The sequence below is a fragment of the Pseudomonas sp. AK106 genome, assembly GCF_053903055.1.
The window spans coordinates 72,653-91,228 of sequence record NZ_CP096426.1 but is presented as its reverse complement, the minus strand read 5'-3'; the positions used below and the strand labels follow the sequence as shown (position 1 = coordinate 91,228).

Annotated in this window: 15 protein-coding genes and 1 pseudogene; 4 read left to right on the top strand and 12 right to left on the bottom strand. The window is 60.1% G+C overall.

The features are described 5' to 3' along the window. Positions 1–73: 73 nt before the first annotated feature. The 5 genes from gltP to M1E04_RS00405 all read right to left on the bottom strand — a co-directional run bounded on the left by gltP (position 74) and on the right by M1E04_RS00405 (position 4,238). Positions 74–1,405 carry a glutamate/aspartate:proton symporter GltP gene (gltP, locus tag M1E04_RS00425; RefSeq protein ID WP_065987919.1) on the bottom strand — a complete coding sequence of 444 codons (1,332 nt, stop codon included), beginning with the start codon at positions 1,403–1,405 and terminating at the stop codon, positions 74–76. A gap of 698 nt (positions 1,406–2,103) precedes the next feature. Continuing rightward, positions 2,104–2,571 (bottom strand): inhibitor of vertebrate lysozyme family protein, encoded by a 468-nt coding sequence (locus tag M1E04_RS00420; RefSeq protein WP_456292209.1) that lies wholly within the window; start codon positions 2,569–2,571, stop codon positions 2,104–2,106. 2 nt (positions 2,572–2,573) lie between these two features. Then, on the bottom strand, positions 2,574–2,738 hold the full coding sequence (locus tag M1E04_RS00415) for a DUF1328 domain-containing protein (protein WP_002555679.1): 165 nt from the start codon (positions 2,736–2,738) through the stop codon (positions 2,574–2,576). Between the two features lie 88 nt (positions 2,739–2,826). Further along, positions 2,827–3,111: a hypothetical protein gene (locus M1E04_RS00410; RefSeq protein WP_296312170.1), complete on the bottom strand. Its 285-nt coding sequence runs from the start codon at positions 3,109–3,111 to the stop codon at positions 2,827–2,829. Between the two features lie 272 nt (positions 3,112–3,383). Continuing rightward, positions 3,384–4,238 carry a BON domain-containing protein gene (locus M1E04_RS00405; RefSeq protein ID WP_456292208.1) on the bottom strand — a complete coding sequence of 285 codons (855 nt, stop codon included), beginning with the start codon at positions 4,236–4,238 and terminating at the stop codon, positions 3,384–3,386. A gap of 255 nt (positions 4,239–4,493) precedes the next feature. Between M1E04_RS00405 and algB the strand changes: the two genes are divergently transcribed. The 3 genes and pseudogenes from algB to M1E04_RS00390 all read left to right on the top strand — a co-directional run bounded on the left by algB (position 4,494) and on the right by M1E04_RS00390 (position 7,638). Next, positions 4,494–5,840: a sigma-54-dependent response regulator transcription factor AlgB gene (algB, locus tag M1E04_RS00400; RefSeq protein WP_065987926.1), complete on the top strand. Its 1,347-nt coding sequence runs from the start codon at positions 4,494–4,496 to the stop codon at positions 5,838–5,840. A 10-nt stretch (positions 5,841–5,850) separates the two neighbouring features. Next, positions 5,851–7,252, top strand: a pseudogene (locus M1E04_RS00395) (KinB sensor domain-containing domain); the annotation flags it as partial. Between the two features lie 20 nt (positions 7,253–7,272). Beyond that, positions 7,273–7,638 carry a sensor histidine kinase gene (locus M1E04_RS00390; protein WP_407073261.1) on the top strand — a complete coding sequence of 122 codons (366 nt, stop codon included), beginning with the start codon at positions 7,273–7,275 and terminating at the stop codon, positions 7,636–7,638. A 15-nt stretch (positions 7,639–7,653) separates the two neighbouring features. On the opposite strand, the gene M1E04_RS00385 is transcribed toward M1E04_RS00390, so the two are convergent. From M1E04_RS00385 to M1E04_RS00360, 6 genes are all read right to left on the bottom strand, one after another. After that, the gene (locus M1E04_RS00385) at positions 7,654–9,273 is read right to left on the bottom strand and encodes an EAL domain-containing protein (protein ID WP_369320021.1); all 1,620 of its coding nucleotides are present in this window, start codon (positions 9,271–9,273) and stop codon (positions 7,654–7,656) included. Positions 9,274–9,364: 91 nt separating this feature from the next. Next, on the bottom strand, positions 9,365–10,141 hold the full coding sequence (locus M1E04_RS00380) for an N-acetylmuramoyl-L-alanine amidase (protein WP_296306787.1): 777 nt from the start codon (positions 10,139–10,141) through the stop codon (positions 9,365–9,367). A 100-nt stretch (positions 10,142–10,241) separates the two neighbouring features. After that, the gene (locus M1E04_RS00375) at positions 10,242–12,317 is read right to left on the bottom strand and encodes a diguanylate cyclase (RefSeq protein WP_456292207.1); all 2,076 of its coding nucleotides are present in this window, start codon (positions 12,315–12,317) and stop codon (positions 10,242–10,244) included. After that, positions 12,314–13,195, bottom strand: coding sequence for an endonuclease/exonuclease/phosphatase family protein (locus M1E04_RS00370; protein WP_369320023.1), 882 nt, complete (start codon positions 13,193–13,195; stop codon positions 12,314–12,316). Before M1E04_RS00370 ends, M1E04_RS00375 begins: the two co-directional genes overlap by 4 nt. Positions 13,196–13,204: 9 nt before the next feature. Further along, entirely contained in the window at positions 13,205–13,846 is a 642-nt protein-coding gene (locus M1E04_RS00365; RefSeq protein ID WP_037017094.1) for a thiol:disulfide interchange protein DsbA/DsbL, read from the bottom strand. A 191-nt stretch (positions 13,847–14,037) separates the two neighbouring features. Further along, positions 14,038–14,655 (bottom strand): c-type cytochrome, encoded by a 618-nt coding sequence (locus M1E04_RS00360; RefSeq protein ID WP_456292206.1) that lies wholly within the window; start codon positions 14,653–14,655, stop codon positions 14,038–14,040. Between the two features lie 233 nt (positions 14,656–14,888). On the opposite strand from M1E04_RS00360, the gene yihA reads away from it, so the two are divergent. Further along, entirely contained in the window at positions 14,889–15,524 is a 636-nt protein-coding gene (gene yihA / locus M1E04_RS00355; RefSeq protein ID WP_065987940.1) for a ribosome biogenesis GTP-binding protein YihA/YsxC, read from the top strand. Positions 15,525–15,763: 239 nt separating this feature from the next. Here the strand turns inward: yihA and polA are convergent, their stop codons facing one another. After that, entirely contained in the window at positions 15,764–18,529 is a 2,766-nt protein-coding gene (gene polA / locus M1E04_RS00350) for a DNA polymerase I (protein WP_456292205.1), read from the bottom strand. Between the last annotated feature and the right edge of the window lie 47 nt (positions 18,530–18,576).

Genomic DNA, 18,576 nt, shown 5'->3' with positions numbered 1-18,576 from the left:
GATGATAACGGCGGGGGCAGAAACAACAAACCCCGGCCGGGGCCAGGGTTTGATGATTCACGCCAGACAGTGATTACTCGACCGTCGATTGACCCGCCGGCAGAGGGTCCTTGCCACGCCAGTGTGGCAGGGAGTTCCAGTAGCGCTCGCCTTTGGCGTCGTCGTACATGCCTTCCCAGCGCGAGATCACCAACACAGCCAGTGCGTTGCCGATCACGTTCAGCGCTGTGCGCGCCATGTCCATGATGCGGTCGACGCCGGCAATGAACGCCAGGCCTTCCAGCGGAATGCCCACGCTACCCAGGGTTGCCAGGAGCACGACAAACGATACGCCCGGCACACCGGCGATGCCTTTGGAGGTCACCATCAGGGTCAGGACGAGCATCAATTGCTGGCCGATCGACAGATCAATGCCGTACAGCTGCGCGATGAACAGCGCTGCGATGCTTTGATACAGCGTCGAACCGTCGAGGTTGAACGAGTAGCCGGTGGGCACCACGAAGCTGCTGATGGCTTTGGGCGCGCCGTACGCCTCCATCTTCTCGATCACGCGCGGCAGCACGGTTTCGGAGCTGGCGGTGGAGTAGGCCAGCACCAGTTCGTCTTTGAAGATGCGCATCAGCTTGAGCACCGAGAAGCCGAACAGGCGCGCAATCAGGCCCAGCACCACGAAGGCAAAGAAGGCGATGGCGACGTACACCAGAATCACCAGCTTGGCCAACGGCAGCAGCGAGGCGAAGCCAAAGTTGGCGACGGTCACGGCGATCAGTGCGAATACGCCGATTGGCGCGTAGTTCATGATCATGTGGGTGACCTTGAACATGGTCTCCGAAACACCCTGGAAGACCTTCACCAGCGGATCCCGCACTTCGGCATTCAGGCTCGACAGACCCAGCCCGAAGAACACCGAGAAGAAGATGATCGGCAGCATGTCGCCACGGGCAACCGCCGCGAAAATGTTCGACGGAATGAGGTTGAGGATCGTCGCAACGAAGGCATGGTCATGCTGCACTTCAGCGGTGGTCTTCTGGTACTGCGAGATGTCCACCGTGCCCAGGGTGCTCATGTCGATGCCAGTGCCGGGATGGAAGACGTTGGCCAGCAGCAAACCGACGACAATGGCAATCGTGGTGACGATTTCAAAATAGAGAATGGTCTTCAGACCGATACGGCCGAGCTTCTTGGCGTCGCCAACGCCTGCGATGCCGACGACCAGGGATGAGATCACAATCGGGATAACGATCATCTTGATCAGGCGGATAAAGATGTCGCCCGCTGGCTGCAGCACGTTGCTGATCCACCAGGCTTTCTCGGTGCTGAAATGGTTCAGAACGGCGCCAATGGCGATGCCGAGTACCAGGCCGATGAGGATCTGCCAGGCGAGGCTCAGTTTTGCCTTCTTCATGTCATTACCTTGTTGTCGATGCCGGGACATCCCCCAACCACACGTTCATCATTGCGCTTGCCAGCAAGCGCGACGCCGCGGTCGCTGTCAGGACTGTCTCGTGAGTGGCCGCAGGCGAGCATCCGAGCTCTGAGCAGGCGAAAAAGGCGCAACTATTCCCACGGTGACCGCCATCGTCTAATGCCGTAAACGACTACCCCATGCCGAATCGGCATGATGAAAATCAATCACTTACGCTGCATTGCGCCAAAAGAGGGCGGATTTGCCTGACACAGGAATGCTGAGAAGTGGCTAATACGTCGCCTGCAGCGGATTCGCTTACGGTTTTGTGGCGAGGGTAGGGATTGCGCACGGACGGCAGACAGCCGTTCAAAAGAGGGATTTCCGGGCGATATACGGTCGTAGGAAACGTGGAAGAGGCTATGTAGGACGCTTGAGGGCGGGCGACTTTGGAGTGAATAGCGATCGTTTGCGCCTCACAAGTCCACGGTCGATAGAGGCTAAGACCGTATCGGACGATGGACCTGTGTTGCGGCTTGCCTGACCCGGCCCACGCGTGGGAGTACTCCTTGTACACCTAGGACGCTTCAATCACTCCGTTGATCGTAACGCCCCGGCCCCTTGGTCATACGCGCACCGTCTTCGGGCTGCGCGTCTATCAGGAAGGTCTGTCAGGGACAGGTCTCCCGTCATTCGAATCAATACCAGTTCGGATCTTTCTTGAGCTGTTCTTTCAGAAGGCCTTGCATGCCTTCATCCGGCTTGCCCAAAAACCGGTAGTCCGCATGGCGCGTGGGTGATTTGTCCGCGGGAAGTCCCGCAGGCACTTCGACCAACATCGCGTACGCATGGGACTTGTTCAGGCTGAACGCCACGATGAGTCGCTTGGTGCGGCAAGTGTCCTGGGTTTCGCAGAGCGGCCCTACCAAGTACTTGTCGCCGTCTTCGGTCACGGCATTCATCTGCTCAGCGGCACCGGAGAGATTGATCACCCAATCGGGCAGTCGCTCTTCCTTCTTCACTACGCTCGACCACGTTTCGCGGTACTCAGAATCCGAGCTCAAAAGCTCGTTCACCCGAGATTGACCGTCGTTGGCCGCCATAGCTGTAATACTGGCGCTCCCAAGGAGCGCCAGTATTAGTGCATGGAAATGCTTGAAGCCCATATTTAGCCTCGGCCGCGACGGCCAAAGAAGAACGACACCACGAACATAACCAAGAAGACCACGAACAGGATCTTGGCAATACCGGTAGCAGTACCTGCGATACCACCAAAACCAAGGACGGCTGCAACGATAGCGATGATCAGAAATGTGATTGCCCAACTCAACATGGTGAATCTCCTTACTGTTTATTGATTTTTTGCTACGTCGAGGCGTCGGGATGACCCTCGGGGTAGATCGCGTCTTCGACCCGGAGGATCAGAAAACCCAGCTTTGCTGACGTGGCGCTTCATCAGTAGTAGCGGCCGCGTCATCAACTTGCATGCTCAGGGCCACATCCGAGGCTTTCAACGCACTTGCCTTGGCAAAGGGTACGGTGTAAGCATGGGAATAGTGCGCCTGAGTCACTTCATGATTCTGATTCCAGTGATTGAACTGTTGCACAACAATGAGCGTAATCATCAACGCCAGACTGGCAAACAGACCTTGCTGCAAATGCAGAGGGGAGATACGCAGTTTGTTGGCGAGATGTTGAGCGTTCATTCAGCTGACTCCTGGCAATCTTGTCGGCCGTCTGTCCGGGCCTTTGTTATCAGGGATATTGCACGCTGTGTGCCAGCTTTCAGATAACCAATAAATCCTTATAAATCAAATAGTTAAATTGCCTACTCAGAAGTGTCGTACACGCAAGCTGCACGATTGAACGTTTGCCATCGTGCGGAATGCACGAATGTGCCGACACCACGTGTGCGACCGAATTCATTCCGGATGCGAATTATGTTCTGACATCCGTCGTTCGGCCGCCGTGCAAGGCTCTAACCCGCACTGCGCGCTGTCACGCGCAGAGTGTCGGCGTCTACGCCTTTGACCCCGCGGATGTTGCGCGCGATCTCGACCGCCAATTCCTTCTCGGCGTAGTTAGCCACCACACCGTCCAGCGTCACTACACCGTTTTTGGTCTCAACCTTGATGTTCAAACCGTCGAGAGTGCGGCTATATATAAGACTGGATTTCACTTTGCTGGTGATCCATGCGTCGCTGAACTCTTCGCGAACACTGTTGGCCTGCTGCTCGCTTTGCTCCTTGATCGCCTGAGTATCCCGCGCGCTGACGCTGATGAGGTTGTTCACCTCCGTCACGCCGTCCGTGTTGGTGGCCAGGCTTCCGGCCAACAGCTTGGCCTCCGCGTCTTTCGCCTGGCCCTTGAGGGTGACGACCCCCTGGGCGGCGCTGACGTCGATATTCAACGCCTCTGTCACGCTGTTCCACAGCAGCTTGGATTTGATGGTTGCAGTCAGCGTCGCGTCGTCGAAGCGCTGAGCCATGGTGGCTTTGGTGCCCGGATCGGCAGCGACCTGCGGGTCGATCTCAAGCTCGTTATCGACCTTGTTGATTCCCTGAATGTCGCCCGCTATCTGCGCCGCCAGATCCTTGTCGACCTGGTTCTCGACCTTTCCCTTGAGGATCGCAGTGCCTTGTTCCACGTCCACGCTGATCTTGAACGGGCTCAAATGCCGGTTAAGGGCAAAGGCGGTCCAGATCGAACCCTCCTGGCGCGCCTCGGCCAGCTGGGTCTGCAGATCGGCGGCTGCTGCGTGGGCGATGACGGGCGTCAGTCCGAGCAGGCTGGCAGTGGTAATGGCCAGGGCGATCTTCTTCAACGTGGGCATGGGAATCTCCAGACAATTGCAAAAAGGTACCCCTGGACAGACTGGTCTTTCGCCCAGATGTTCGGCGTGGCCTGATTTTGCCTGAACAAGGATCCGTGTTGACCACTGGGGACATGAGCTGTCATGGATCAGCGCATGACGGCTTTTTCAGAAGATCGCTACCATGCAGCGCAAAGAATCAATCAGAATGAACCATGCAACTTGCCCGATGTTTCCGGGACTAACACAGACTATTCATTGAGGAGCGTAGGAAACATGGAAGCAGCCGCTGAGAATCAGGGCCGTATTCTGCTCGTGGATGATGAGTCCGCCATCCTTCGCACCTTCCGTTATTGCCTGGAAGATGAAGGCTACAGCGTAGCCACCGCCAACAGCGCGGCGCAGGCGGAATCGCTGTTGCAGCGTCAGGTATTCGACGTATGTTTCCTCGACCTGCGTCTGGGTGAGGACAACGGGCTGGATGTTCTGGCGCAAATGCGCGTGCAGGCGCCCTGGATGCGCGTGGTGATTGTCACCGCGCACTCGGCCGTCGACACCGCCGTGGATGCGATCCAGGCCGGCGCTGCCGATTATCTGGTCAAGCCCTGCAGTCCGGATCAACTGCGCCTCGCCACCGCCAAGCAGCTCGAAGTCCGCCAGTTGTCCGCGCGACTTGAAGCCCTTGAAGGCGAAGTTCGCAAACCAAAAGACGGCCTGGATTCCCACAGCCCGTCGATGATGGCGATCCTCGAAACCGCCCGCCAGGTCGCCAACACCGACGCCAACATCCTTATTCTCGGTGAATCCGGTACGGGTAAGGGCGAATTGGCCCGGGCGATTCACGGCTGGAGCAAGCGCGCCAAAAAGGCCTGCGTGACCATCAACTGCCCATCCCTCACCGCCGAGCTGATGGAAAGCGAGCTGTTCGGCCATAGCCGCGGCGCCTTCACCGGTGCCAGCGAGAGCACACTCGGTCGGGTGAATCAGGCAGACGGCGGCACATTGTTCCTTGATGAAATCGGCGACTTCCCGCTCACGCTGCAGCCAAAATTGCTGCGTTTCATTCAGGACAAGGAATATGAACGCGTCGGTGACCCGGTGACCCGTCGCGCTGACGTGCGCATTTTGGCGGCGACTAACCTGAACCTCGAAGACATGGTCCGCGAAGGGCGCTTCCGCGAGGATCTGTTGTATCGCCTGAACGTGATTACCCTGAATCTGCCCCCTTTGCGCGAGCGAAGCGAAGACATCCTGACGCTGGCAGACCGCTTCCTGGCGCGCTTCGTCAAGGAATACAGCCGCCCGGCGCGCGGCTTCAGCGAGCAGGCCCGCAGCGCGCTGCTCAACTACCGCTGGCCCGGCAACATCCGCGAGCTGCGCAACGTGATCGAGCGGGCGAGCATTATCTGCCCGCAGGAAAAAGTCGAAATCACCCACCTCGGCATGGCCGAACAGCCAGCCAACAATGCCCCGCGCGTCGGCGCAGCGTTGAGCCTTGATGAGCTGGAGAAAGCCCACATCGGCGCGGTACTGGCCACCAGCGATACGCTGGATCAAGCCGCACGCACACTGGGCATCGACGCATCGACGCTGTACCGAAAACGTAAGCAGTACAACCTGTGACAGGGCGCCGATGATGTTTGCGATGAAGTTGCGCACCCGACTCTTTCTGAGTATTTCGGCCCTCATCACCGTCGCCCTCTTAGGGTTGGTGCTGGGGCTCGTCAGCGTTATGCAGATGGCCAAATCTCAGGAATCGTCGATTCGGCACAACTTCACCACACTCGATATCGGCCTGAAGCTGCGACAGAACCTGGGCGATCAGTTGGTCCTGCTGCTTCAGGAAAGCCCTGATCAGGCGGATATCAAGCGCAATCAGGAGCAGTTCCAGAACCTGCTTGATCAGGGCATCGAACATGATCAGCAAACCGGCGTTCCCAGCGGGTTCGAAACCGCCCGGGTGAACTACGCCCGCTTCGTCAAAACCATCGAGCAGTCCAGCGCACATGGTGACGCGATCCGCGACGATGAGGCTGTGACCGAGGCGTTTAACACGTTGCGCAATGGTCTGCTCGACGCCCACCGCCAGGCGCTTGAGAACATCAGCCAGGCAGAAAGCGCCTCAAGATCGCGAGCGCTCTGGGTCTCGGCGTTGCTGGGATTGGTGGGGCTGGCAGTGCTGGTTATCGGTTTCGTCACCGCCCACGGCATCGCCCGGCGCTTCGGTGGTCCGATCGAGCAGTTGGCCAAGGCGGCGGACCGGATTGCCCAGGGTGATTTCGACGTCACGCTGCCCACGTCCTCATCTGACGAAATGAACCTGCTGACCCACCGTTTCGGCATGATGGCCGACGCCCTGCGCCAACATCAGAAAACCAACGTCGATGAGTTGCTCGCCGGTCAGCAGCGTCTGCAGGCGGTGCTGGACAGCATCGACGACGGCTTGCTGATGATCGACCGCCAGGGGCGGCTTGAACACCTGAACCCGGTTGCGCAACGGCAGTTGGGCTGGGAAGAAAGTCGCTTGGGCCAGGGGCTCGGCGAAGCGCTGCAACGTCCGGAACTGGACGAACAGCTTTACCTGGTATTGCGCGGTGGCACGCTGGAACGGGCGCCCGATGACCTATCCATCGAGATCGACGGCGAAGTTCGTCTGCTCACCTATAGCCTCACGCCGGTCAGCCACACCAAAGGGCACATCGTCGGCGCCGTGATGGTGCTGCACGACGTCACCGAACAGCGGGCGTTCGAGCGCGTGCGCAGTGAGTTCGTGCTACGGGCCTCCCACGAGTTGCGCACGCCCGTCACCGGCATGCACATGGCCTTCGGCCTGCTTCAGGAACGCGTGCATTTCCCGCCGGACTCGCGCGAGAAGGACCTGCTCGACACCGTTAACGAAGAAATGCAGCGGCTGATGCAGCTGATCAACGACCTGCTCAACTTCTCGCGCTATCAGAACGGTCTGCAAAAGCTGGCACTCGAGCCCTGTGATATCAGTGAATTGCTCGAATCGGCGCGTCAGCGCTTTGCCGACACCGCCCACGACCAGGACGTCATGGTGCTATTGGAAACCCAAGAGCCGCTGCCACGGGTACAGGCGGACAAAGCGCAGCTCGACCGAGTGCTCGACAATCTGCTTGATAACGCCCTGCGCCATACCCCGAAATCCGGCCTGATCCGCCTGCAGGCAAGGCGTCATGGGGAGCGCTTGATCATCAGCGTGGAAGACAACGGCGAGGGCATTGCCTACGGCCAGCAGGCCCGGATCTTCGAGCCGTTCGTTCAGGTTGGACGCAAGAAAGGCGGCGCAGGCCTGGGGCTGGCGTTGTGCAAGGAAATCGTTCAGTTGCACGGCGGACGCATGGGCGTTTACTCCCGACCGGGGCAGGGCACGCAGTTTTACATGGCGCTGCCGCTGTAATACGGTCTCGCTGGACTACGCCACGTCATCCGCACGACGCCCGGCGCTGCGCCTGCCCCCGGTGATCAGTTCGGTGAACTTGGTCGCGCTCAGCGGCCGTGCGAACAGCCAGCCCTGGCCGTAAATCACCCCTTCGCTTTTCAGCAGCATTGCTTGGGACTCAAACTCGATGCCTTCGGCGATCACCCGCAGTTGCAGCGCATGGGCCATGCGAATGATGTGCGGCGCCACGCCACTGCTGGCGGCATCGTGACCGAGGGCGTCAATGAACGCTTTGTCGATTTTCAGGCAATCCACCGGCAACGTCTGCAGATAGGCCAGGCTGCAATAGCCGGTGCCGAAATCATCGATCAGCACCTGATGGCCCCGATCGCGCAGCGCCTGAAGATGGTTGCGGGCGACCACCACGTCCACCAAACCGCGCTCGGTGACTTCAAACGCGATCTGCCGAGGCGCTACCCGGTGCAACGCCAGCAGCTTCGCCGTCACCCGACCGATGCGTGGGGCCATGACGTCGCACGCTGCCAGATTGACCGATACGTACAGGTGCGGATTGGCGCGTAACAGATGGCCCAGCTGTTCAAGCAACTGCTGAAGCACGAAGTCGGTGATCTGGCGGATCTGCCCGGTGTTTTCCGCCAGCGGGATAAAGAGGTCAGGGCTGGTCAGCGTGCCGTCCGGTCGACGCCAGCGCACCAGGGCCTCAGCGCCCACGCACAGCCGGGTATTGAGGTCGAAAATGGGCTGATACAAAACCTTCAGCTCGCCGCGGCGCAGTGCTCCATGCAGCTCACCGCCCAGCGACTGACGCTGACGCACCAGTTGCAGAACGAGAATGCCGATGAACAATGAAATCAACAGACTGGCCGGGACCAGCAGCCACCACGCACCGGTGATCTTCTGTTGCAAGGCACTGCGCGGCGTTATCAAGACCAGTTGATACTCCGGGCTCTGGGTCGGCATCCGGTAGACGAGTTTGTCCTGAGTGGTCATCAGCGTTTCGGTGGAGGTCGGCGACCAGTCCGGTGTGGGCGGCCATGCCTGAGCGGGGCCCAGGACCGGGACTGCTTTGGACCCGCGATCGAGCACCACCACCAGACTGCCGCCCGCCGGCAGGTCGACGACGTCAGTCAAATGGCCGCGGGAGGTGGACACACGAAACTCTCCGCGCCCAAGCATCAATGAAGCCAGGTTGTCGTCAGGCTGGGTGGAGGTGTTGAGCCAGTAGTCGTAGGTAGGGCCGCGAATGTCCGGTGGCCTGGGCTTGCCAATCAGGCTCTGCCGCGTCCAGCTGGAGCAGAACTGGCTTTCGCTGACGTACGCCGCTTCGTAGATAAAACGGTAGCGCGAGTTCACCTGACGCAACTGCCCGATCATCTCAGGGCTGCACCCGCGCAGCGATTGCGCTTCAAGCTGATCGAGCCCGGCCCTCAACTGGCCAAACAACTGCTCCAGCCGCACCAGAAAGCGCTCGCCCTGAGCATTCATCTGCGCACGTTCGTCCTGCCGGGCCTGATGCATCGCCAGCCCGAAGCTGCCCGCCAGCAGGATGGCCGCGCTTAACAGCGCGGCCATTAATGCCAGAAGCCAGGGACGATAAAGGAAAGAGCGCAGTCGCGGCGTCGCCGTGAGCATCGACAGTCATCCAGAGGGTGGGATTTCCATAACCACTGCGGTATAGCAACAAGCGCAGCAATAGCCCGGAAAAAAGCGACATTAGCGGAATTTAGTGCTTGAAGTTAAGTACTTGCAGAATAGCCGCACTTTGCAGATCCGGCTCACCGTCAAATTTCTGTGGTCGGTAGTGCATCTGGAACGCAGCCAGCGTGTGACGTGTCGCAATGTCCAGCTCTCCGGTCTGCGGCGTCGGGTAACCCAGCAGCGCCAATTGCTGCTGAAACCACACGATATTTGGCACGACGCCCATCAGCTGCGTCTGACGCTGTGCGACTTGCTGTTCATCCGGCCAGATTCCCAGACCTTCCTGGGCCAGCCGCTTCCAAGGGAACAACGGGCCCGGATCGAGCTTGCGCAGGGGCGCGATGTCACTGTGGCCAATGACGTGGCGCGGTTCGATGTGATTGCGTTTGACGATGTCTTTGAGCAGCACGATCAGCGCTTGAATCTGCGCCTCGCTGTAGGGATACCAAAGCCGGCCGGTGGGCGTGTCGCGGTAGCCCGGGTTGACGATCTCGATGCCGATGCTGCTTGAGTTGAGCCAGGTGCGCCCGTCCCATTCGCTTTCGCCGGCATGCCACGCGCGCTGGGATTCGTCGACCAGCTTGTAGGTGGTGGCTGGACCGTCGCCGATCAGGTAATGCGCGCTGACCTCACCGTGGGTCAGCAATGCCAACGACCGATCGAGGGAGGCAGAGGTGTAATGGACCACAACAAACTGCACGCGACTGTCGAAATTGACGGAAGGATGGCTGGTATCGATCTTCGGACCGCTGCTGCAAGCGCTCAGCAGCAACAACAGAAACAGGGCAGAAATAGACTTCATGGGGGCACGACGTGTAGGCAAATAATGCAACAGTGTAACGTAACGTCGGTGACGCATTCAAAAATGCATCATCCCCACGCAGCCAACCAGACGAACCGTCTCAGCCCTGCTCGATGCGGTTTCGCCCCTCGTCCTTGGCGCGGTACAGCGCCTGGTCAGCACGCTTGAGCACAACATCACTGCGCTCACCCTGGGAGAACGCCGTGATGCCCATGGACACCGTGACCGTCACCCGCTCGCCCTTGAAGTGAAACGGGCACTGTTCGATGCCTTCGCGCAGACGCTCCAGCAGCGCCAACCCCTCATCCATCGGCGTGGTCGGCAGCAGGAGCACGAACTCTTCCCCGCCAAATCGCGCAATGAAGTCCGAAGCCCGCAATCGCTTTCGCAGCTGCCCGGCGATGATCTTCAGCACCTTGTCACCCGCCAGATGCCCGTAGCCGTCGTTGATACGCTTGAAGTGATCCAGGTCGAGAATGCCGAGCAGCAGGCTTGATTGCTTACGCTGCAGCTGGTCAATCTCTCGCTCCAGCCGCTCATTCCATGCCGCGCGGTTTGGCAGGCCTGTCAGCGTATCGATCAGGGCCTTTTGCCGTTGCTCTTCCAGATGAACCCGGAAGCCCAGCGCCTCCTGCTCCATGGTGGCCACGCGACTGGAGAGGGCTTGCAGGCGGGTAGCGACTTCCTGCTCGCGTTGATCGCGTTGCTGCTGATGATGATCCATGGTGCCAATCAGCCCTTCGAGGCGCCTCTCCAGCACCTGCTTCAAGCTGTCGAGATCGGCCGCCTGCTGCACGCTGATTTGCAGGTCATCGACGTGCTCGCGCAGTTGATGGTCCAGTTGCCGTGACGCCGATTGCTGATCGGCATGGTTTTCGCTGGCTGCCAGCAAGCCACTTTGGAACGACTCCAGCCGCTCATTGAGCTGTTTGAGATAGGCCTCGAATTCATGCTGGCCGCTGTCAGTGACGGCGAGCATCAGCACAGCAAGGTCGTCGAGGATCGGCAGCAGTTCGTACCAGTTCAGCCCATGCTCCAGCCGGACGCGCATGGCATCGGCTTGCGCACGATGGTGTTCGGGCAGCGTCAGTTCATCGAGCAGACCCAGCAGCGTTTCTTCGATGTGGGCGGCGACCGAGCTGTAACTTGGTTCGGGCGAGGAGGGCAGCGCGTAGGGGCTGTCTTCTTCGGCGGCGGTCTCATCAGGCTCGTCGTCTTCAGCGAGGATATCGATGTCGTCGGTAATAGCGACGGTTTCGTCGGTCTCTTCAGGGTCGGGAGAGGGCGCTTCAGCCGCAGGCTCGGAAGCTTCGGCGTGTGAAGACTCGGCGGCGGAGGGCTGCGGGACGTCAGCGGTGTGGAGCGGCGCCTCGGGCTCTTCGTCTGACTGGGCCGGCTCGGGCTCGGACATTACCCGCTCGACTGCAACTTCCGGGTGGGACTCCGGGATGGCGCGCTCAGGCTCTTGGGCGACAGGCTGGGGAACCGGCGGGACGGTGCTGCGAAGTTCCGCCTCCAGTTCGGTGTTCTCTGGGGCAGCCTCCGGCATGGCGGATGAATGCTGCAGCGCATCATCAGAAACCTGCACCCCGGCCGGTTCGTTAACTGGATGGGCCAACGGGGCTGAATCATCACCTTCGCTGCCAGCCTCACGGTGACTGCCGAACAATCGCTGCAGAAAACCCGGACGGGACGCTTCATCCGGGTGTTCGATCTGCGACAGCGCCTGCCCTTGAAGTCCGCTCAACTCGCTTAACAGCAGCGGCAGCTCACGGGCCTGATTGATGCGATCTTCCAGGCCCTTGGCGAATCGCTTGAGCGGCTTGCTGACGTCCTTCGGCAACGGCAATGCCTGCAGTTGCGCGACCAACGACGTCAACGCCGTGCCCATTTGCTCGACGCGCTGCTCGCGACGCTGCTCGGATTCCAGCACCGCTTTTTCCAGGCGCGGAATCAAGGCGGCCAGGCCTGCGTCCATGTCGTCCTTGCGAACAATCTCACGCATTTCCTTCATGCATGCATCAACGGCCTTGTCGGCACCTTCGGCCGCCAGGCTGCTGCGCACGAGGCCTCGACGCAGCAAGTCGAGCCGCGCATTCCAGCGCCGCTCCAGTTTGTCTTGCTGCTCGATGCCCTTGAGGTACTTTTCTTTCCAGCGCTGCGCTTCGTCGGTCATTCCACAGGTCCGCGAGGAGATGTGCTTGTTATCGGCAGCGAGTCACCGATTAATGAGGCCGGCAAGCGAATCTCCACCGCGACGGGCAGATGATCGGAAATGGGCTGGGCCAGCACCTGCACTTTTTCAAGGGTCAGGGTCGGGCTCAGGAGGATGTGGTCCAGGCATCGCTGGGGACGCCAACTGGGGAAAGTCGCCTCAACCTGCGGGGCAAGCAAGCCGAGATCGCGCAGTGGCGAGGTTTGCAGCAGGTCGTTGGCGTGGGTGTTCATGTCGCCCATCAGCACCTGATGCCGATAGCCGCCAATTAGCTCGCGAATGTACGCCAGCTGCCGTGTGCGGGTCCGTGCGCCCAGTGCCAGATGCATCACCACCACGACCAGTGCATCCGGGCCTTCGCCGAAACGAACGAGAATGGCGCCACGCCCGGCCGGGCCCGGTAGCGGATGGTCTTCGATGTCCCACGGACGCAAACGGCTGAGCACGCCATTGCTGTGCTGGGCGAGGCGCCCGAGGTTTCGATTGAGTTGCTGGTGCCAGTACGGAAACGAACCGAGCTGGGCGAGGTGTTCGACCTGATTGATGTAGCCCGAGCGCAGGCTGCCACCATCGGCTTCCTGCAACGCGACCAGATCATAGTCACGCAGCAGATCGCCGATTTTCTGCAGGTTCCCGGCTCGACCGTTGTGGGGCAGCAGATGCTGCCACCCCCGGGTCAGGTAGTGCCGGTAGCGTTCGGTGCTGTTGCCCACCTGGATGTTGAAGCTGAGCAGGCGAAGCCGACCGTCGGCCGGCAGGCCCGTCTCGTGAAGATGATGCTCGTTGACCTTCGGCGTGTGCCGGGCAACGACCCGTCCAGTAGTTCCCCAGCGCGCCATGGTCAGCCCTTACTTGGCGGTCAGCGTCGCGCGTTCTTTGGCGATCAGCTGATCGGCCACTTGCAGCGCCTGCTCCGGACCACCGGCAGTGCCGAGGTCAAAGCGGTACTTGCCGTTGACGATCATGGTCGGGACGCCCGTGATTTCGTACTTCTTGGCCAGTTCCTTGTATTGGGCGATCTTGCCCTTCACAGCGAACGAGTTGAAGGTTTCGAGGAACTTGGTCTTGTCGACGCCCTGGGTGGCGACGAACTCGGCCATGTCATTCGGGTCGGTCAGACGCTTGCCGCCTTTCTGAATGGCGTCGAACACGGCGGTGTGGACTTTCTTCTCTACGCCCATGGTGTCGAGGGTAATGAATAGCTGGCCATGAGCGTCCCAAGGGCCGCCGAACATGGCGGGGACGCGGATGAAGTGCACGTCAGCGGGAAGTTTTTCAGCCCATGGATTGATGACGGGCTCGAAGGCGTAGCAGTGCGGGCAGCCGTACCAGAACATTTCGACGACTTCGATCTTGCCCGGCTCGGAAACAGGAACAGCGCTTTTCAGCTCGACGTATTGCTTGCCGGCTTCGATGGGCTCTGCTGCTTGAGCGGTCAAACCGAACAGGCTGGTAAAAATCAGAGCGGCGCTGAGAATCAGATTACGCATGCTTAACTCCTGGGCATGGAAGGTCACTTCGGTGGCCGCGGTTCGACCGGCCGAGGTGATATGAGTTCGCAAGTGTAACGCCTGCGGCCACAAAAAAGGGCAGCCGTTCGCTACCCTTTTTGGCCCGTCCGGGCAGGTCTGCCGGCAATTTGTTTTACCAGCCGTGTCCGTCAGGATCGCGCGCCAGACGCTCAATGCAGCCCTTGAATGTACGCCGCCAGCGCCTCGATATCCTTATCGTTCAGCTTTGCGGCGATGGTGCGCATGACCAGGGTGTCGCCGTCATTGATCCGGTCACCTTTGCGGAACGCTGTGAGCTGTTTCTTGATGTACTCGGCGTGCTGCCCGCTCAGGTGCGGAAAGCCTGCCGTTGCAATGCCCGCGCCGTTTGGTGAATGGCAGCCGATGCAGGCCGGCATGCCCTGATCGAGCTTGCCGCCGCGAAACAGCGCTTCACCAAGCGCGACGAGATCGGGATCGGCAGTGCCGACGCTGCCTTTCTGACCGGCGTAATAAGCGGCGATGTCGGCCAGGTCCTGATCGGTGAGCGGGTTCAGCTGGCCGGTCATTTCCAGCACAACCCGCTTCCCGTCCTTGATGTCGTGCAGTTGCTTGAGCAGATACCGCTCGCCCTGGCTGGCGAGCTTCGGGAAGATGGGCACCAGGCTATTGCCATCGGGTCCGTGACAAGCGCCGCAGACAGCCGTCTTTGCTTGCCCGGCGACCGGGTCGCCCACTGGCGAGTCAGCGGCCTGCGCCAAGCCATTCAGGCTCAGGGTCAACAGCAGACTCGAGAGAAATGCGTTCATGGGTTGATCCGATGCGGCTGAGAGGGTCGCCTTCAGGGCTAACTGTCTTGGGGGGGGGGCGGCCTGTATTTGTGGGTCTGAGGCTACGCGCCATGGGGGTTTCGCTTCGGCAATGCCCTCACTTGGGTCGGACAAGGCACACATGAAATCTGCGGCATTATATACTCGCGCCCATTGAACGGAAAACGACACCCCGTTGCCGCGCACGCCGCAACGCCCTCACCGGATATCCCATGCAACTCAAGAACCCAATTCTCGGCCTGTGCCAACAAGCCAAGTTCATGCTCAGCGCTGCCAAAGTCGACCAATGCCCGGATGACGAAGGCTTTGAAGTCGCCTTCGCCGGCCGCTCCAACGCCGGCAAATCCAGCGCGTTGAACACCCTGACCCATGCCAGCCTGGCGCGCACCTCGAAAACCCCGGGCCGTACCCAGTTGCTGAACTTCTTCAGCCTGGATGACGACCGCCGCCTGGTCGACTTGCCGGGCTACGGTTACGCGAAGGTGCCGATTCCGCTGAAGCTGCATTGGCAGCGCCACCTGGAAGCCTATCTGGGCGGCCGTGAAAGTCTGAAGGGGTTGATCCTGATGATGGACATCCGCCACCCGATGACGGACTTCGATCTGCTGATGCTGGATTGGGCCATCGCCAGCGGCATGCCGATGCACATTTTGCTGACCAAAGCCGACAAGCTGACCTTCGGCGCGGCGAAGAACACCCTGCTCAAGGTCCAGTCGGAAATCCATCGGGGTTGGGGTGACGCCATTACCATCCAGCTGTTTTCGGCACCCAAGCGCATGGGCCTGGAAGAGGCTTATACCGTGCTGGCCGACTGGATGGAGCTGGAAGACAAGGCACCGGCGGCCTGAATCGCAGGCAAAAAAAACCCCGGACTTCATGTGGGGAGGGGAAGTTCGGGGTCCAAGTCCAGACCTCTCGGGAGGGATCCGGATATCTGCCAACACTTAACACAACATAGGAGCATGAATGGCTACGTCAGCCATTCGCAAACTCAGACCGGAGTTTGTCCGCCGAAGTTCAAAACCGGCGGAAATTTTATGGATGCCGCAGTTCCGATTCCGAACAGAATCGGAACGACAAGGCCGTATTAATGCGCCTCGTCCCAGTTATTCCCCACACCCACTTCGACCAGCAGCGGAACATCCAGCTCGGCTGCGCCGCTCATGTGCACGCGGATGTCTTTGCTGATCTGCTCGACCAGATCTTCACGCACTTCCAGCACCAGTTCATCGTGAACCTGCAGGATGACGCGAGCATCCAGCCCTGACGCTTCCAGCCAGCCATTCACCGCTACCATCGCTCGCTTGATGATGTCCGCCGCCGTACCTTGCATCGGCGCGTTGATCGCCATGCGTTCGGCACCTTTGCGCAGCGCCTGGTTCTTCGCGTTGATGTCCGGCAGGTAAAGGCGACGACCGAAGATGGTCTCGACGTACCCTTGCTCCGCCGCCTGAGCACGGGTGCGCTCCATGTAATCCAGCACGCCCGGATAGCGCGCGAAATAGCGATCCACGTACGCCTGGGATTGCTTGCGATCGACACCAATCTGCTTGGCCAGCCCGAATGCGCTCATGCCGTAGATCAGACCGAAGTTGATCGCCTTGGCGCTACGGCGCATGTCATTGGTCACGTCCGTCAGTTCGACACCGAACACCTCGCCCGCCGTTGCACGGTGGACGTCCAAGTCATTACGGAAGGCGTGCAGCAAGCCTTCGTCTTTGGCCAGATGCGCCATGATCCGCAGTTCGATCTGCGAGTAGTCCGCCGCCAGCAGTTTGTAGCCCTGGGGGGCAACAAACGCCTGACGAATGCGACGACCCTCGGCGGTCCGGATCGGGATGTTCTGCAGGTTCGGGTCGCTGGAGGACAGACGCCCGGTCACCGCCACCGCCTGATGGTAGGAGGTGTGAATTCGCCCGGTGCGCGGGTTGATCTGCTCCGGCAGGCGGTCGGTGTACGTGCTCTTCAGCTTGCTCATCGAGCGGTACTGCATCAGCACTTTCGGCAGCGGATATTCCTGCTCGGCCAGTTCCGCGAGCACCGCTTCAGCCGTGGACGGCTGGCCGGTGGCGGTCTTGCTGATGATCGGCATGCCGAGCTTTTCGTAGAGAATCACCCCGAGCTGCTTGGGCGATCCGAGATTGAATTCTTCACCGGCGATGGCGAACGCTTCGCGCTCAAGCTCTGTCATTTTGTTGCCCAGCTCGACGCTCTGATTGCCCAGAAGATTGGCATCGACCAGAGCGCCTTGACGCTCGATACGCGCCAGCACAGGCATAAGTGGCATCTCGATGTCGTTCAGCACTGGCGCCAGACTCGGGGTCTTGGCCAATCTGTCCTGCAGCACCTCGTGCAGACGCAGCGTCACGTCAGCCTCTTCAGCCGCATACGTACCCGCCTGCTCCAGCGCGATCTGGTCGAAAGTCAGCTGTTTTGCGCCCTTGCCCGCGATGTCCTGAAAATTGACAGGTGTGTGATCCAGGTACTTGGCGACCAGGCTGTCACGGTCGTGACGCGTCGCAGTGGAGTCGAGCACGTAGGATTCGAGCATCGTGTCGAACTTGACGCCCTGCACGTTGATGCCCTGGCTCTGGTCACCATCAATGGCGCAGTTGGCCAGCAGGTTGATCGCAAACTTGGCGTGCTGGCCGACCTTGATTTTGCTCGCGTCCTCCAGCATGGGCTTGACCGATTTCAGTACCGCGTCGCGATCCAGTTGCTGCTGCACGCCCATATAGGAATGGGTGAGCGGGATGTAACAGGCTTCGTGGGTCTTGATCGCAAACGACAGGCCGACGACTTGCGCGCGTTGGGCATCGGTACCGTTGCTCTGCACCACAAAAGCGAACAACTGAGCGGCTTTCAGCTTTTTCAGCCAGTCGTCGAATTGGGTTTGCTCGAGAATGAGTTCGTAGTTGGCCTCGATGACAGGCGCCGGCTCGGCAGCAGGGACGACTTCCGCGCCTTCCTGGCGAGCGTCACGCTGCAGATCAGTGATCCAGCTCTTGAATTCCAGCTCGGTGTAGAGCGCCATCAGCGCCTCACGGTCAGGCTCGCCGCAGTGCAGGGCGTCGAGCTCGATGTCTAGCGGCACGTCGATCTTGATGGTCGCCAGCTCGTAGGACAGGAAAGCCATTTCCTTGTGTTCTTCGAGCTTGGCCGGCAGGGATTTAGCGCCCCGAAGCGGCAGCGCTGCCACTTTGTCGAGGTTCGCGTAAAGCTCTTTCAGGCCACCGTTGATGCCCACCAACAGGCCCGCTGCGGTTTTCTCACCGACACCGGGTACGCCGGGGATGTTGTCGACCTTGTCGCCCATCAGCGCCAGGTAATCGATGATGTGTTCCGGGCCAACACCGAACTTCTCCTTCACGCCGGCGACGTCCAGCACGCTGCCGGTCATGGTGTTGACCAGCGTGATGTGGCCATCGACCAGCTGCGCCATGTCCTTGTCACCGGTAGAGATGACCACCGGACGGTCGGCGGCCGCGCTGCTGCGCGCCAAGGTGCCGATCACGTCATCGGCCTCCACGCCTTCAACGCACAACAGCGGATAGCCGAGGCCTCGCACGCAGTTGTGCAGGAAGTCGATCTGCACGCGCATGTCGTCCGGCATGCTGGGGCGGTTGGCTTTGTATTCGCCGTACAGCGCGTCGCGGAACGTTCCGCCCTTGGCATCGAAAACCACGGCAAACGGGCTTTCGGGGTACTGCCTGCGCAGGCTTTTGAGCATGTTCAGTACGCCCTTGACCGCACCGGTGGGCAGGCCTTTGGAGGTCATGAGCGGCGGCAGCGCATGGAACGCGCGGTATAGATAAGAAGAACCGTCCACCAGGACGAGGGGCGCAAGACTCATGTGCAAGATCAACCTTTTCGGCGGGGTCGGCGCTAGAATGCGCGGAC

What these genes read in the sequence shown, in the direction of transcription:
- gltP (WP_065987919.1), bottom strand. Translation starts at nt 1,405, where the DNA reads ATGAAGAAGGCAAAACTGAGCCTCGCCTGGCAGATCCTCATCGGCCTG.
- M1E04_RS00420 (WP_456292209.1), bottom strand. Translation starts at nt 2,571, where the DNA reads ATGGGCTTCAAGCATTTCCATGCACTAATACTGGCGCTCCTTGGGAGC.
- M1E04_RS00415 (WP_002555679.1), bottom strand. Translation starts at nt 2,738, where the DNA reads ATGTTGAGTTGGGCAATCACATTTCTGATCATCGCTATCGTTGCAGCC.
- M1E04_RS00410 (WP_296312170.1), bottom strand. Translation starts at nt 3,111, where the DNA reads ATGAACGCTCAACATCTCGCCAACAAACTGCGTATCTCCCCTCTGCAT.
- M1E04_RS00405 (WP_456292208.1), bottom strand. Translation starts at nt 4,238, where the DNA reads ATGCCCACGTTGAAGAAGATCGCCCTGGCCATTACCACTGCCAGCCTG.
- algB (WP_065987926.1), top strand. Translation starts at nt 4,494, where the DNA reads ATGGAAGCAGCCGCTGAGAATCAGGGCCGTATTCTGCTCGTGGATGAT.
- M1E04_RS00390 (WP_407073261.1), top strand. Translation starts at nt 7,273, where the DNA reads ATGGTGCTATTGGAAACCCAAGAGCCGCTGCCACGGGTACAGGCGGAC.
- M1E04_RS00385 (WP_369320021.1), bottom strand. Translation starts at nt 9,273, where the DNA reads ATGCTCACGGCGACGCCGCGACTGCGCTCTTTCCTTTATCGTCCCTGG.
- M1E04_RS00380 (WP_296306787.1), bottom strand. Translation starts at nt 10,141, where the DNA reads ATGAAGTCTATTTCTGCCCTGTTTCTGTTGTTGCTGCTGAGCGCTTGC.
- M1E04_RS00375 (WP_456292207.1), bottom strand. Translation starts at nt 12,317, where the DNA reads ATGACCGACGAAGCGCAGCGCTGGAAAGAAAAGTACCTCAAGGGCATC.
- M1E04_RS00370 (WP_369320023.1), bottom strand. Translation starts at nt 13,195, where the DNA reads ATGGCGCGCTGGGGAACTACTGGACGGGTCGTTGCCCGGCACACGCCG.
- M1E04_RS00365 (WP_037017094.1), bottom strand. Translation starts at nt 13,846, where the DNA reads ATGCGTAATCTGATTCTCAGCGCCGCTCTGATTTTTACCAGCCTGTTC.
- M1E04_RS00360 (WP_456292206.1), bottom strand. Translation starts at nt 14,655, where the DNA reads ATGAACGCATTTCTCTCGAGTCTGCTGTTGACCCTGAGCCTGAATGGC.
- yihA (WP_065987940.1), top strand. Translation starts at nt 14,889, where the DNA reads ATGCAACTCAAGAACCCAATTCTCGGCCTGTGCCAACAAGCCAAGTTC.
- polA (WP_456292205.1), bottom strand. Translation starts at nt 18,529, where the DNA reads ATGAGTCTTGCGCCCCTCGTCCTGGTGGACGGTTCTTCTTATCTATAC.